We start from the raw sequence: 15,201 nt of genomic DNA, 5'->3' as shown, positions 1-15,201 counted from the left end.
TTGTAAAAAGGCATCGTACATAACTTAAAAAGGGGAGAAGAACAATGGCTGAACATAATCAACCTGCTCTATTATCATTAGTTGTGCCCGTCCATAATGAAGAGGACACAATCAAGATTTTTTATGATGCAATTCAAAAGGTGAGTCCTGAAGTTGATGCTGAAATTGACTTTCATTTTATTGATGATGGATCAACAGATAATACATTAACTATTTTACGTGAGTTGGCTAACGTAGATAGTCATGTTCATTATGTTTCCTTTTCACGAAATTTTGGTAAAGAAGCCGGTTTGTATGCTGGCCTTCAACAGGCCAAAGGTGACTATGTAGCTGTCATGGACGTGGACTTGCAAGATCCACCTGAACTATTGCCAGAGATGCTTACAGATGTTAAAAGTGGTGAATTTGATGCTGTTGGTACTCGTCGAGCAGATCGAAAAGGTGAAGCTAAATTACGTTCTTGGTTTTCAGCCCAATTTTACAAGTGGATGAACAAAGTTTCACAGACACACCTGGTTGATGGTGCACGTGATTATCGTGTTATGACACGGCAAATGGTCGATGCAATTTTGTCATTGTCTGAAAATCAGCGTTTTTCAAAAGGAATTTTTACTTGGGTTGGTTTCAAAACTAAGTACATTCCGTATGAAAACCGCGAACGAGTTGCTGGGTCAACATCATGGTCGTTTTGGAATCTTGCTAAGTATGCAATTGAAGGGATTGTTTCCTTTTCAACGATGCCATTAACTATTGTAACTTTCTTAGGATTGCTTTCTTTTGGAGGTTCTATCATTGGTGGCCTGTTTATTGTTATTCGTGCATTAATTTCAAATAGTTCGGTTGCTGGCTGGCCGTCAATGGTTACCATTATGTTATTCATTGGTGGAATCCAGATGTTGAGTCTTGGTGTGATTGGCCGATATATTGCTGCCATATTTATGGAGACGAAGCGTCGACCAATTTATATTGCTAAAGAAAAAAAATAATTGAGATTAGGAAATAAAAATGACTAAAAAAGTATCAGCAGTCGTTGTAACATACAATCGACTTACACTTTTGAAAGAAGTAATTGAAAGTTTACAAAAGCAAATTGAACCAGTTAGTCACATTATTATTGTTGATAATGCTAGTGAAAATGATACGAAAGAATATTTGGAATCACTTGGAAACCAAATCGATTATGTCCGTCTTGGGGAAAATCTTGGTGGAGCGGGAGGTTTCAACCGAGGTATCCGATATTTCATGGAAAATACGGATGATGACTTTGTGTGGGTGATGGATGATGATACTGTTGTTCATCCAGATACTCTACAAAACTTACTAAAATTTGCTAACGTTGAACCAAACTTTGGTTTTTTGGCATCAGATGTTCGTTGGACCGATGGACATCGGGCAAAGATGAATCAGCCTGCGCCTATGAATCGATTGAAAGTTATTCCTGAGAATCAAGTTGAACCAATTCGTTTGCAGAATGCAACTTTTGTTTCGCTTCTAGTACGTCGCAGTGTGGTGGCTCAGATTGGTCTTCCAATTACTGATTTCTTTATCTGGGGAGATGATATTGAATATACTGAGCGTGCTGGTCGTGTGGCCCCAGGGTACTTCGTACCATCTGCTAAAGTAACGCATAAGATGGGATCAAATGTCGGATCAAGCCTTTTAAATGATGGGCCGGAACGGACACCACGTTATTTCTACTCATATCGAAATAAAGGTTATTATATTCGTAAGCGAGACTGGTATCGAAAGAATCGTGCACGTCTTCGCACGTTGGCTGAATACTGGCAAATTAAGCTTTCTAAAACAGATCGAAAGTCTGAAAAGCTAGCAGTAATGAAAAAAGGAATGAAAGCAGGAAAAATTTTCAATCCTATTATTGAATTTGCGGATACATCCAAGAAAAAATAAAGTGAGAAAAGGTATAAAGGGCAATGGATAAATTAGCAATTTTAATACCGGCATACAATGAAGCACAGACTATAGAAAAAGTTGTAAAAGATGTGCAGGGAGTAATCGAGAATATTCCTGGTTCAGTTGTATATGTGTATGATAATAATTCGAAGGATAATACAGCGGAATTAGCCAAAAAAGTTGGTGCTGTTGTGCGTCATGAATATGCACAAGGTAAGGGTGCAGTAATTCGTAGAATGTTCCGAGAAATTGATGCAGAAGCATACATTATGATTGATGCTGATGATACTTATCCAGTAGAAGCAATACCAGAAATGTATCATAAGATTATTGATCGTCAAGTTGACATGGTGGTTGGTGATCGGCTATCTTCAACATATTTTGAAGAAAATAAGCGACCTTTTCATAATGTTGGAAATAGTCTTGTTCGCGGATTAATTAATTTCTTATTTAAAACAAATATCCGTGATATTTTAACTGGTTATCGAGCATTTTCATATCGTTTTGTGAAAACTTTTCCTGTTTTATCACGAGGTTTTGAGATTGAAACTGAAATGTCAATTCATGCAACTGAAAAAAGAATGTTAGTTGAAAACCAAGTCATTACCTACCGTGATCGCCCTGAGGGATCTGAATCTAAATTGGATACTTATGGTGATGGTCTTCGGGTTATTAAGACAGTGATTAATCTTTTCAGAAGTTATCATCCCTTTGCTTTTTATTCAGTTTTTTCATCCTGCTTTTTCCTTATGTCTATGATTTTATTTGTTTGGCGTGTCATACTACCTTATTCTGCTGATCATACTGTTCCTAATTTTCCGTCATTGATTGTGTCGATGATTTTGTTAGTTTTGTCTTTCATCACTTTCTTTTCGGGTTCTATTTTAGGAGCTATTCAAACAAATGATAAGAGAAATTTTGAGCTAGCATTGATAGATGCTGAAAATCAAGAGAAGGTGTTGAAGAATGATTAAAAATATGAAGAATATTATAAATAATATTAATGTTGTGCAATGGGTTTCTTTAATAACAATTAGTCTTATTTTGTCATTCTTTAACAGTTTCGCTTTGTCTGTTTTGAATGATGGTGGTTGGGGTACAATGAACGGGACCTTCACTGTAAGACACCTTTTATTGTTTATAATTTTATTTGTATTATTTAGTGTGGCGTCAATTTTCTTAATTTTCGTTTCTCGTTCGTTTAGCTCAGAGAAGAATGAATTCAAAAGTGGTTTTTTTATAAAAATATCTACATATTTTGAAAGCCCCTTAAAAACGGCTCTTTTCCTAATTATTTTTTGGGGGGTGCTTCTTTTGCCATTTTTCCCAGTGGTATCAGGCTGGGACATTGTTGGGTCGATGCATGAGGTTATCGATACACGTTCTGCAGATTTTGCAAAAAATATTTTCAATATCTATCCCATTGCAAATTATTTAACAGATGGATCAACAACCATGTGGACGAATCAGCATGGGGCATTCTTAACGGCATTCTATGGACTAACAATTAAGTATAGTTGGATTATTACTAAGTCCTATTTGCCAGGCTACCTTTTTCTAGGATTATTTCATTTTTCTTTTGCAGTATATGCTTATACAAAGGCAATTGTATTTTTTCAAAAAAATATTAACAATTTAATCATAAAAATAGTTGGTCTTGCTCTAATTATTTTTAATCCTATGATTTTTTTGAACACAATCTCTCTTTCAAAAAATCCATTGTTTGTTAGTTCATTTGTATTATTTTTCGTTCTAATGTTTGAAATTTATCGTTCGAATGGTGCAGTAAGCAAGAGTTGGATGATTAATATGTTTACCGCTGTTTTTATCGGTGTAGTTGCTGTTAAATGGGCGCTGTATGTATATGCAATTATTGCATTGATTTACTTAGTTATTTATAGAAAAGTTGCATTAAAGCCTGTTCTTATATCAATGTTTTTACCAATTTTTTTGTTAAAAATATCATTAATGGTTTTGGTTCACCAAGGTGTTGTGTTGCAGGATGATCCAATCGAATCAAAAGGAATACAAATACAGCAAATAGCACGTTATGTTCATGATGATCCAAGTGTATTAACTAAATCAGAATATCAAGAGTTAAATAAAATTTTTGATATGAATAATATTGGTAATTTATATAGTCCGGCTATTTCTGATCCTGTTAAATCATCAGGAGGTGGAAATTTCACTGATACTAGTAAATTGGGGTATCGTTATCGTACTGTTAAAAAATCGGATTGGAAAAACTTTAATAAAATTTGGTTGTCTGTTGTTAAACGAAATCCCCAGATTGCAATTGATGCGACAGTGGCACAAGTTGGGTCATATGTCGTTCCATCACGTATACCTTTAGCCGATTATGCATTGACAATGCCTAGCGATACTATTGGCCATGGTTATGGTAGCATGACAGATGCTAAATGGACATATCACTTATACCATAATAAGGTTCGAACAAAAGCTATTGAGATGGTCTTTAAATTATTTAATAATAAGTATGTCGGTTACTTATTGCATGGAAACTTTTGGATTGTTGTTTTACTTTTAATGGTTCCTGCTTTTATGACATCATTTTCTCGGTTTACATTAGTTCTTCCAGCTGCTTTGCAAATTGCAATTTCTGCAATGTCTCCACTTGCAAATTCTGAACGGTATACACTAGGAATCGTATCTGTGATGCCATTTGTGTTAATGTTGATGGTATTTAGTAATAAGAAAAAAGAAACAAATGGTTAACGCTTAGTTGTTAGGGGAATAGTGTGTTTTATTTAGAAAAAATTTTTCACGGTAAAAAAATAGATAAAAGAGTACTTAATGGTCTATTAATTATTTTACTAGCTGGAATTTCAGTTATTCCAGCTTTTGCTGGGCATTTTTATAGTCTTTCATTTGATGGTATTTTTCACCTAGATCGATTGGCGAATGTTACTCAGTCTTTTAAAGAAGGAAAGATTCCGTCTTTATTTAATTTTGCTTACGCTCCTGTTAACAGCCAACCTGGGGTGGCTATTAACGCGATGTACCCTTGGGTATCTGGATTAATTTTTGTTGTACCCGCGTTGGTTGTTAAAAATCAGCTGATAGCTTTAGCAATTGGCTTCTTTTTTATGAACGCTTTAACAATTATCAATGCGAAGGCGTTAATGAGTTTCTTTACTAAAAGAGATTTATATATTTGGCTTGGTGTTATTGTTTATCAGTTTAATAATTTTCATTTTGTAGATCTTTATTCTAGAACAGCCATCGGTGAGGCATTTGGATATGCTTGGATGCCTTTGGTTTTATTGGGACTATTAAAGATTAAAGAACATTCAAAGGTGGGGCCTTGGATATTAGGTTTTGCTGTTGGAATGATTATTAATAGTCATGTTCTATCAATTGTTTTTGCTGTTATTTTTATTGGACTTTTTGAACTGTTACAAATCATTAAGCGGAATTTTGATTTAACACATGTTAAGAATCTCTTGATAGCAGTGCTGGTAGCAATTTTAATTGGTGGGTATACGCTATATAATATTGCTATGCTTTACTTGAATGCAAAATTCTTAGAACCTGGTCATTTTTTGGTATCAATTGATCCTGTACAATTTTTTGATGCTCTAATACAAAATGATATGAGTGAAAAACCCTATTGGACTTATGGATTACCCTTAGTACTTGTTCAACTTGTATTAACTGTTATTGCATGGAATACAGATAAATTTTCAGAATGGAAATCTTGGTTAGTTGGTGCTAACATTGTTACTCTGCTAATGTTTTCATGGTTGCCATGGGATAAGTTACAAAGCACACCATTAACTCTTTTGCAATTTTTAGCACGTCTACAAGTAATAATTGTTTTATTGCTGACAGTTGCTATTGTTATTTACTTTGCTAGATCAAAACAAAATAAACAGTATAAAATTTTAATTTTAGAACTTTTTGTTTGTTTGTTTTCACTAGTAGGTACCTATCAGATGCACCGAGCTTATGTTCAAACGCCTCCACACTATAATTTAACGTCTAAAAATTATTATCACACACTAAATACGGCAATGACGGCCATTGATTATTTGCCAGTGGATAAAGCAACTGGTAAGCCAATGGGAGTTGGTGATTCGGTTAAGACATTCTCTACAGACAATTATAAGGAAATTAAGCGTACTTCTGATTCAGTAGAGTACTTGATTACTACAAGTAAAAGTCAAACTGTAACTTTGCCGGCGGTAATGTATGATGGATTTAAGTATGACATTTTGTTGGATGGAAAAAATGTTAATAGTCAAATGACGAATTTGGTTAAAATTAATGTCAGTGAAGGAAAGCATACGTTGGTTCTGAAGACTGTTGATTCAAGAAATTATGCATTGTTTTATTTGTCGATGTTATCAATTATCATTACAACGTTAGTAATGTTAAAATTAAAGAGATATTAATTAATGAATTAATTAAAACCAGAAATACTTTTCTGGTTTTTTTAATTTTTAAAATAAAGGTTAGTATTAAATTAAATTTAATACATTATGGGATAGTTATGCCTTCCATTATAATGTAGAATATTATTCGTGATAAATTTTATTTGGGAGAGATTCATGAGTTCAGCTGTTTATACAACGTTTATTAAGAGTAAAAGGTTTTTAAGTTCTGATTTTGTTTTGATTATTCTTTTTTCATTTCTCGCTATTGTACCAGCATTTGCTGGAAAGTATTATAATTTATCAATTGATGGGGCTTTTCATTTAGAAAGATTTGCTAACGTTGCTGCATCATTAAAGCATGGTGAATGGCCATCTGTATTTAATTTCTTGTATGATCCTAGCAACAGTCAACCGGGAGTAGCAATTAATTCCATGTACCCATGGATATCCGGATTGATTTTTATTATTCCACAAGTGATTATTAAAAATCAGTTAATAGCATTAGCTATTGGTTTCTACATACTAAATGCAATTACTATGCTTAATATGAAATTCCTTTTGCAGGAGTTCACCAATAAAAAGTTGTATATTTGGTTAGGCATAATTATCTATGAATTTAATAATTTTCATTTTATTGATTTATATACACGAACGGCTGTAGGTGAATCATTTGGCTTTGCGTGGATGCCCCTGGTTGTATTAGGACTAGTAAAAATAGGTAAGTCAGATAAAATGGGTGCTTGGGTGCTTGGGTGCTGGGGTTTGCAATGGGCATGCTTGCTAATAGTCATGTTCTTTCTTTGATTATGGCATTCGTTTTTATCATAGTGTATATTTTGGTGCAAATCTTTAATAAAAGTATTCGTTTTAAAAACTTTGTTGAATTAGGGAAAGCAGTCTTTTTATCTTTAATTATCGGGTCCTATTCATTATTTAATATTTTTTCGGTATATACGAAGGCTAAAATTTTGGCTCCGGATAAAATTTTAGTTCCATTGGATCCAGGCTTGTTTTTTGATTCATTGTTACAAAATAATTTAAATGAAAAACCAGCTTGGACATATGGATTGCCACTTTTTATACTTCAGATAGTATTGACTGTAATAGCCGTTAAAACGACCCGAAATTATAAGTGGAAAAGCTGGGTTTTAGGTGCAAATATTTTGACATTGTTAATGTTCAATTGGTTACCTTGGGATAACTTATTGAATACGTCTGCATCATTGATTCAGTTTTTGGGTCGTTTAGAATTAATTATAGTATTGATGTTAGCTGTTGGAGCTTGCCTATACGCTAATCAATCGTTACTAAGAAAATCAACAGTTTTGACTATTAGCTTGTTTATGTGTCTTTTTTCATTATTTGGATTTTATCAAACCCATCAAAATTACATTAACACTGATAATCATGAAAAATTAACATCTGGAAATTATGAATATGTTATAACTAATAAGTCGAATACACATGATTATTGACCAGTTTCCAAATCTGATGGTTATGTATATGGTTTGACATACGAAAGAACCAGTGTTGGAAAGTATACGGAAATAGACAGAACTCCGAATTCGGTTAAATATACTGTCAATGTAAACAAAGGAGAGGTTGTTACATTACCAGCTGTTATGTATGATCATTTCAAATATGTGATTACATTAGATGGAAAGTCTGTATCGAGTGAATCTGTTAACGTCGTAAAATTATTCTTATCATCTGGAACACATGAAATTGAGTTGGCTTCCGTAGGATCAGAAAATGGCCTATTATTGGTGATTTCGTTATGTAGTATAGTTGCAGTTTTGTTCTATTTGATTCTCATCAAATTAACATTCAGTAAACAAAGGATGCTTAAGAGTAAATAATGTTTTTAAAATATTGATAAAAATAGCGACTTTAGCATTAAATTTTTATTTTAATATTTTCATGTTTAAAAAAGTAAGCCAGATATGATTGATAAAATAAATTAAATAATAAATATTTAAAAGCTAAAATTCGTTATTTTTATTTTAATTTTTAAGAACTATTATATATATTGAATTTGTTTATAATCAAGAAACATTATAATCAAAGAGTGTTTTACAAGTATTTTTTCAAGATTCTGTAGTTTCAAATGTGTATTGGTCGCTATATATTTATTTTTTAGAAATAAATATTTTCAGAATCAATTTTGGATGTTGTTAATGAAAGTAGGAATGATATGAATAAGATATTAGCAATTTTTAATCGCTATAGAGAATCAATTTTATACCTTTTCTTCGGAGGAGCAACTTTTGTTGTTTCAGTGGTAACGTATGCTCTTTTTTCAGTCGCTTTGCAGTGGGGCCCAACCTTATCTTATGTGGCATCGTGGTTTTTAGCAGTACTGTTTGCTTATCTCACCAATCGAATTTGGGTTTTTCGTTCACAGGTAACTGATTTTCAGGGACTTGTCCGAGAAGTTTGGCAATTTTATTTAGCGAGAATTGTAACTGGCGTGATTGGATGGCTGATTTTGATGTTCGGTGTGCATACGCTGCATCAAAATGATCTGATTTGGAATGGAATTCAAAATATTTTTGTTATTATTTCGAATTATGTTTTAAGTAAACTCTATATCTTTAAAGAAGTTGAAGAAGCAATTGAAGATAAAATTAATGAATAATTTTTTAAAAAGTCTAGAATTTTAGGCTTTTTTATTTTGTATACAAGGGAAAGAAGATTCTTTTAAAGTGAATTGATCTACTGTATTAGTATTAATCTATCAAATCACTATATTTCATGCATCAGACTTAATATTTGTAACAAAATAATGAAAATGCATGTTGATAATTGCTGTTATCATGATTATTGTGTGATTTTTTACGAAAGGCCCATTTAAAATGGGACATTAAATAATTAACTATGACTAAAAGAAAAAAATTATTGATTTTACTGGGTTTTGCTTTCCTAATTATTGGTACAGGAATTGCCGTTTTTATTTTCCTTGAACCTAAGGATGAGGTGGTAAAAGTTACGAAAGCCGATGACAAAATTGGAGAAGTAGCTCACTACACTCGAACCAATATGAATAAAATTGCGGAATTATTGGGTAATAAAAAATATTCTGCTCCGACCATTGATCATCAATTCCTACAACAAGAAATTCCTGGAGCCAAGGTTTATGATACAGCTACTGGCAAAACGGTACCAATGGACGCTTGGGATTCTTGGCCCGTAACGAACCCTGACGGTACAGTTGCTAATTATCATGGTTACCGTCTAGTGGTTGGTTTAACAGCCAAAAATGGCCGCTATTCAGGTGCTCCAACGAAGATGGGCTTGTTCCTACAGAAAAATGATGCCGAACAAGATGATTTGAGTACTTGGCAATTTGTTGGCTATGTCTTTAATTCAAAGATTGAGGGAATTGCTGATAAAGATTATGATCAATATTTACAAAACTCTGTTGGTGAATGGTCTGGTTCAACCGTTTTGATGAGTACTAAGGATAATACTCTGCGAGTCTTCTATGCGAATGCATATCGAGGTAATGGCGGAACAGCTCAAGTTCTAACAACCGCTCAAATCACAGTTAATCCGAAGGATAGTAAAAACTGGTCATCAGGTCTAACGATTGATCATACGAAGACTACTGATCGAAAAACGGTCTTTTCTGGTGATGGTAAGATCTATCAAACTGCCGCGCAGGGTGAAGGCAAGGGTACTTACTTCAGTGATGATATCACGCTTCGTGACCCACACTTTGTTCAAGATGGAGACAAGTACTACTTGGCCTTTGAAGGCAATACCGGTCCTGAACATAATTATCAAGGGCAAAACAACTTCACCAACCAAGCGTACTATGGCAGTTCTGCCTTCTTTAGGCAGGATGCTGCACGTTTACAGGCCAATAAAAATACAGCAGAATATGAAAAAACTTACTTTGCTAATGGCGCCATTGGGAAAGTTGAATTGAATAAAGACTTTTCGATTAAGAAGGTGATGCAACCAATGGTTACCGGAAACGCAACCAACGATGAGTTGGAGCGAATTAATTTGTTTAAGCATAATGGTCGCTGGTACGTCTTTACTTCAACTTGGGGCTTCCACATGGCAACCGATAATGAAAAGATTACAAAGAACTCCTATTTGCTAGGTTTCAGTTCAGATGAGGGCATTAATGGGACGTATAAGCCATTGAACTCAAATGGCTTAGTAATTGCTGGTCAGGGTGAGAGTGTTAATCCAACCAGTTTCACGTACTCTTATCTTGTCGTACCAAACGGTAATGATAAAAATGATCGCTTTGTCGTGACTTCATTTGAGAAAAACAGTACTTTTGCGCCAAGCTACTTATTGAAAATTGATGGTGACCAAACCACAATGATTAATAATAAAGTTTTGGGTCAGGGTGTTTTGACTGATAATAAGAAATATTTCAGTGCCAAAGCACAAAAGTTAGATAATTAAGTAACTATTAGTCGTTTACTTAAAATTGAATCAATCAAGGTTAAAATAAACAAATAGTCACAAAAAAGTCTAGAATTCTAGGCTTTTTTATTTTGTTTAGAAGGCGCAGAAAATTCTTTTTAAAATTGCTAAATAGACGTTGACCTGCTGTAATAAAGGCTATATACTTGACACGTCAAGTTACATTACAATTTCGTATGAGGAGAAATGTACAAGATAAATCGAATTTAATTAAGGAGTTTGCAAGATGTTTGCTAACAAGAAAATCTTGCTAACGACGGTAGCAATCGCTACCGTTTTAAGCCTTGGGGCCACCACTTTTATCGTAAATGCTGTTAGTAACAGCTCTGTTTTAGAACAGTTAAAATCACCAACGAAAAAAAGTAAGGCGGCCCAGTCAACTGACCAAGATAACGCGAAGCCTGCTAGCACCGATCAAGTAACTGGAAACCAAAGTGGAGCAAGTACTCAGAGTCAAAGTCAAACAACTGATACGAGTAACCAGGGGCAATCGAATGCATCGAGTAATACTTTAACTCAGGATGATTTTCGGGATAGTGATGATGTCGCTTATCGGTCTATAGCTTTGTATGGCCTAGCTCATGGAGATGGTGCCTGGCAACGGTTGAACACCGTTCAAAAGAAGGGAATTGTCATGTCAAAGGTTACTAGTCAGAATGGTCCAACCTTTGTTGCCAAAGCGACAGGGGACAGCTCAAGCACTGCTGGTGCTTATTACCACTTTGATATGTCTAATTCGGCGGCCCCTCAATCTGATCCAAAGCCACTTAGCTTTAGTCAGGCGAATGATCAACAGTATCGGGCTTCAATTCCAGAGGTCTTGAATTATGTTAACCAAGTCGGTGGTCGCCGAGCAATTCAGAATTTGAAGCTACAATTAAACGAATAATTAATACATCAGCACTTTAAGTGTTGATGTTGCTTCCGAACGGAACCTGGATCAAGATTGATCTAAGTTCCGTTTTTAAATTTAAAGCGATATTGATTTAATCTTGCAATCAATAAGGATTGTTGGCGGTCTACTAATTCGAATATTCTATTTTAGCGGGCAATATAGTGTCGTTATTATTGTCTTTATTTTGTTTTGATGTAACTTACAAAAGTGCTTGCTTTTGGGGTTTAAATAACATAATATTAAAAAACAATGGTCAAACAATATTTTACAACTCTTAAAGAAAAGATTTACAATGGTAATTCTAAAATATATCTCTATGGGTTAACTGTATTATTATTTTGGGCGAAAACGCAAGTGGCATATGCAAGAACCTTTAATAGCTTGCAAGTGACTAATTTTTGGCAACACTTGATTATTTTGGTTACCCCCTTTAGCTTTTTATTGGTTTATTTTGCCATTCCGTTTTTGATTAAAAAAAAGAAAGTGGCTAACTTAGTGTTAGTCATTATGCAGATTGCACTTTCTATTTTTTATATGCATTTGTTTTATATTTTCGTGCTTTTTTTGACTTTTTATCCATTAATACAATTCTATATGCTCCGGTTAGCCAGGCTGGGGCGTTAGCGCAAACTTTAACCATTAAGTGGTATGATTTCATTTATTGTTTTGATACGTTTGTGCTGGTGAGTGCAATTGTCTTTTTCAGAAAAAAAGAGGAAATAAAAGCACCAAGGTGGCCCATATTTAGTGTGGCTGGCATTGGGGCTTTGTGCCTTCTATTACAATTTTCAATTTCGTTTATAGCTAAACCGGATAATTACGGTAAGAATTTTAATCGCTTTTATATTGTGCGGAATATCGGTTTATTTCCATTTTTTGTTGCTGATACTTACAATTCACATGAGTTCAACAAAACGCGAAATAATTTAAGTCAACATGAAATCAAGCAAGATATAAAAAGTGTGCAGAATTATATCAACAAAATCAGCCAGCTTTAAATCCAACTTATGCTGGTGTTGCTAAGGGTAAAAATGTTGTTGTCATTCATCTTGAATCGTTGCAATTCTCGTCCATTAATTTGAAAATTAATGGACAAGAAGTTACTCCTTTTTTGAATTGTTTATATAAAAGCAATAGCTCAATTTCTTTTGATAACTTTTATAATCAAGTTGGCCAGGGAAGAACATCAGATGCTGAAAACCTGTTCGAAACGTCAACTTATGGACTTTCACAAGGATCTTTGTTTTCTCAATATGGTTCCAACCAAGTTTTTCAAGCCTTACCTGGTATATTAAATCAGCAAGCAGGCTATTCCTCAGCTGTGTTCCATGCTAATAATCCATTCTTTTATAATCGAGATACTGTTTATAAGCGAATGGGTTATCAGAATTTTATTTCCTCTGACTACTTTGATAATTCTGAAGCAAATATTGCAACGTTTGGGATTAAAGATAAATTACTATTGAAGGAATCAGTACCATATTTGGAAAGATTGCCACAACCGTTCTATGCGAAATATCTAACTGTGACAAATCATCTTCCATACCTACTTGACAAAAAAGACCAAGATTCCAATTTCAAAACCAGTAATTCAGGAAGTAAGTTAGTGGACAATTACTTTATTACTAACCATTATCTGGATGAAGCTGTTAAAGAGTTCTTTGATTATCTAAAGAAATCGGGTCTATATGACAAAACAGTGGTGGTCTTATATGGTGACCATTATGGTATTTCTCAAACTGATTATAAAGCTTTGTCAACGGTTATATCTAAGAGTAAAACCGATTGGACAGGATTCGATACTCAAAACCTACAGAAGGTGCCGTTTATTATTCATATTCCAGGTATGACTAATGGGGGTATTGACCATACGTATGGTGGCGAAGTGGATATCGCACCAACTTTGGAACATTTATTAGGGATTTCAACAGATCAGTATTTGCAGCTAGGGCAAGATTTACTATCGAAAAACCGTTCACAATTAGTGGTCATGAGAAATGGTGATTGGGTTACCCCCGAGTTAGCTTCGACTTCAAATGCAATTTGGGATGTCAAAACAGGTAAAAAATTGACTACACTGACGGCTAGTCAAAAGGCGGCTGTAAAGACATATAATCAACAAGCAAAATTAAAGTTAGCAGTTTCAGATCGATTAAATACAGAAAACTTATTAAAGTTTTATAACGCAGATGGCTTTAAGAAAATTAAACCAGAGTCATATAATTATTCAGTCAAAAATACAATTAAACGTTTGAAGAAGGCTTCCGAAAAGACTTATTCGTCTTCATTAATCGCTGAGAACGGCGGTAAAAGTACTTACAATGAATATGTAACCAATGCGCCTGAAATGAGGACGTACCGATTTAAAAATCGTTTTAAGTAGAATTGTTCAACTTTATTTACAGTGAGAAACAAGCCAACTGTGTGAAGTTAATCTGTACTCCAACATTAAAGTAAAATATTTACAAAATAGGCATGGTTGCGAATTCTCGTGGCTATGTTTTTTTTGTTCTTTATAATCGTTCTTTAAATTCTCTCTTAAATTCGTTATCATATAGTAAAGTGATTTTTTAAAGTTACAACTATTGATTCTAGGAGGAAGAATATGACTTCAGAAGTAACAATTGGTAAGACAAACGTTCAAACGACCAAGCTTGGTTTAGGAACCAACAAGGTCGGGGGACACAACTTATTCCCAGGATTAAAGGACGAAGATGGTTACGCCTTGGTCAAGCAGGCCTTGGATGCCGGCGTTCAATTAATTGATACAGCTCATATGTATGGGGAAGGGCGGTCAGAAGAAATCATTGGTGACGTTATCCAAGGCTATGACCGATCAAAGATTGTGATTGCCACTAAAGGGGCCCAGGATGCCAATAACGGCAACAAGCCGAACAATGCCCCTGCTTTCTTGAAACAGGCCGTTGAGGACTCCTTGAAGCGTTTAAAGACGGACTATATTGATATCTTCTACATTCATTTCCCAGACCAGGACACGCCAAAGGGTGAAGCGGTGGCGGCCTTGAACGAGTTGAAGGAAGAAGGAAAGATTCGCGCGATTGGTGTTTCAAACTTTAGCCTTGATCAAATTAAGGAAGCCAACAAGAATAATCAAGTTGATATTGTGGAAGATCACTACAGCTTGGTATATCGCGCTGCCGAAAAAGAAGAATGGGCTTATTTGAAGGAACACCAAATTTCCTTTGTCCCATACTTCCCATTGGCTTCTGGCTTGTTAACTGGTAAGTATACGAGTGCTGACTATTCAAAGTTTGAAAAGCAGTACAGTCAGGAACAATTTGCGGCAGTTTTGTCAGCTTTGGACCAAGTGAAGGCAATCGCCGATGAACACCAAGTGACGGTGGCCCAAACTATTTTGGCTTGGTACATGGCGAACACAGCCATTACGGCCGTTATTCCAGGTGCGCGCAATGCGGACCAGGTCGCTGCTAATTTGAAGGCTACTGACGTGACGCTTAGCGCAGTTGAGTTTGAGACCATTGACCAAGCCTTTGCGGCATTTAAATAACTTTTAGATTAATCGATAAACAA

General features: G+C 34.7%; 12 protein-coding genes. All 12 read left to right on the top strand.

What is annotated here, in order from left to right; translation table 11 throughout:
* Nucleotides 1–44 precede the first annotated feature (44 nt).
* The 12 genes from BLW39_RS01090 to BLW39_RS01020 all read left to right on the top strand — a co-directional run bounded on the left by BLW39_RS01090 (nt 45) and on the right by BLW39_RS01020 (nt 15,178).
* Nucleotides 45–986, top strand: a complete 942-nt coding sequence (locus BLW39_RS01090) for a glycosyltransferase family 2 protein (RefSeq protein ID WP_059375868.1) — start codon at nt 45–47, stop codon at nt 984–986.
* A 19-nt stretch (nt 987–1,005) separates the two neighbouring features.
* A complete protein-coding gene (locus tag BLW39_RS01085; protein WP_059375866.1) occupies nt 1,006–1,908 on the top strand; it encodes a glycosyltransferase family 2 protein in 903 nt (300 codons plus the stop codon).
* Nucleotides 1,909–1,931: 23 nt separating this feature from the next.
* Nucleotides 1,932–2,885 carry a glycosyltransferase family 2 protein gene (locus tag BLW39_RS01080; protein WP_059375857.1) on the top strand — a complete coding sequence of 318 codons (954 nt, stop codon included), beginning with the start codon at nt 1,932–1,934 and terminating at the stop codon, nt 2,883–2,885.
* Nucleotides 2,878–4,647, top strand: coding sequence for a DUF6020 family protein (locus tag BLW39_RS01075; protein WP_059375847.1), 1,770 nt, complete (start codon nt 2,878–2,880; stop codon nt 4,645–4,647). The genes BLW39_RS01080 and BLW39_RS01075 overlap by 8 nt, the downstream gene beginning before the upstream one ends.
* A gap of 23 nt (nt 4,648–4,670) precedes the next feature.
* Complete coding sequence (locus tag BLW39_RS01070) at nt 4,671–6,326, top strand: hypothetical protein (protein WP_059375844.1); 1,656 nt, start codon at nt 4,671–4,673, stop codon at nt 6,324–6,326.
* Between the two features lie 156 nt (nt 6,327–6,482).
* A complete protein-coding gene (locus BLW39_RS01065; RefSeq protein WP_059375839.1) occupies nt 6,483–7,112 on the top strand; it encodes a hypothetical protein in 630 nt (209 codons plus the stop codon).
* Nucleotides 7,076–7,783 (top strand): hypothetical protein, encoded by a 708-nt coding sequence (locus BLW39_RS01060; RefSeq protein ID WP_059375837.1) that lies wholly within the window; start codon nt 7,076–7,078, stop codon nt 7,781–7,783. Before BLW39_RS01065 ends, BLW39_RS01060 begins: the two co-directional genes overlap by 37 nt.
* A gap of 719 nt (nt 7,784–8,502) precedes the next feature.
* Complete coding sequence (locus BLW39_RS01050) at nt 8,503–8,946, top strand: GtrA family protein (RefSeq protein ID WP_059375832.1); 444 nt, start codon at nt 8,503–8,505, stop codon at nt 8,944–8,946.
* Nucleotides 8,947–9,185: 239 nt separating this feature from the next.
* On the top strand, nt 9,186–10,733 hold the full coding sequence (locus tag BLW39_RS01045; RefSeq protein ID WP_082138803.1) for a glycoside hydrolase family 68 protein: 1,548 nt from the start codon (nt 9,186–9,188) through the stop codon (nt 10,731–10,733).
* 247 nt (nt 10,734–10,980) lie between these two features.
* Entirely contained in the window at nt 10,981–11,643 is a 663-nt protein-coding gene (locus BLW39_RS01040; protein WP_059375828.1) for a hypothetical protein, read from the top strand.
* Nucleotides 11,644–12,727: 1,084 nt separating this feature from the next.
* On the top strand, nt 12,728–14,032 hold the full coding sequence (locus BLW39_RS01025) for an LTA synthase family protein (RefSeq protein ID WP_242975623.1): 1,305 nt from the start codon (nt 12,728–12,730) through the stop codon (nt 14,030–14,032).
* A 222-nt stretch (nt 14,033–14,254) separates the two neighbouring features.
* On the top strand, nt 14,255–15,178 hold the full coding sequence (locus BLW39_RS01020; RefSeq protein ID WP_059375816.1) for an aldo/keto reductase: 924 nt from the start codon (nt 14,255–14,257) through the stop codon (nt 15,176–15,178).
* The last annotated feature ends 23 nt before the right edge of the window (nt 15,179–15,201 follow it).

The organism is Fructobacillus pseudoficulneus (assembly GCF_900108455.1).
Lineage (GTDB): Bacteria > Bacillota > Bacilli > Lactobacillales > Lactobacillaceae > Fructobacillus > Fructobacillus pseudoficulneus.
Note: the sequence above shows the minus strand (reverse complement) of the source record. Positions and strands in the feature narration are given on the sequence as shown.

What these genes read in the sequence shown, in the direction of transcription:
- BLW39_RS01050 (WP_059375832.1), top strand. Translation starts at nt 8,503, where the DNA reads ATGAATAAGATATTAGCAATTTTTAATCGCTATAGAGAATCAATTTTA.
- BLW39_RS01045 (WP_082138803.1), top strand. Translation starts at nt 9,186, where the DNA reads ATGACTAAAAGAAAAAAATTATTGATTTTACTGGGTTTTGCTTTCCTA.
- BLW39_RS01090 (WP_059375868.1), top strand. Translation starts at nt 45, where the DNA reads ATGGCTGAACATAATCAACCTGCTCTATTATCATTAGTTGTGCCCGTC.
- BLW39_RS01080 (WP_059375857.1), top strand. Translation starts at nt 1,932, where the DNA reads ATGGATAAATTAGCAATTTTAATACCGGCATACAATGAAGCACAGACT.
- BLW39_RS01040 (WP_059375828.1), top strand. Translation starts at nt 10,981, where the DNA reads ATGTTTGCTAACAAGAAAATCTTGCTAACGACGGTAGCAATCGCTACC.
- BLW39_RS01085 (WP_059375866.1), top strand. Translation starts at nt 1,006, where the DNA reads ATGACTAAAAAAGTATCAGCAGTCGTTGTAACATACAATCGACTTACA.
- BLW39_RS01065 (WP_059375839.1), top strand. Translation starts at nt 6,483, where the DNA reads ATGAGTTCAGCTGTTTATACAACGTTTATTAAGAGTAAAAGGTTTTTA.
- BLW39_RS01060 (WP_059375837.1), top strand. Translation starts at nt 7,076, where the DNA reads ATGGGCATGCTTGCTAATAGTCATGTTCTTTCTTTGATTATGGCATTC.
- BLW39_RS01020 (WP_059375816.1), top strand. Translation starts at nt 14,255, where the DNA reads ATGACTTCAGAAGTAACAATTGGTAAGACAAACGTTCAAACGACCAAG.
- BLW39_RS01075 (WP_059375847.1), top strand. Translation starts at nt 2,878, where the DNA reads ATGATTAAAAATATGAAGAATATTATAAATAATATTAATGTTGTGCAA.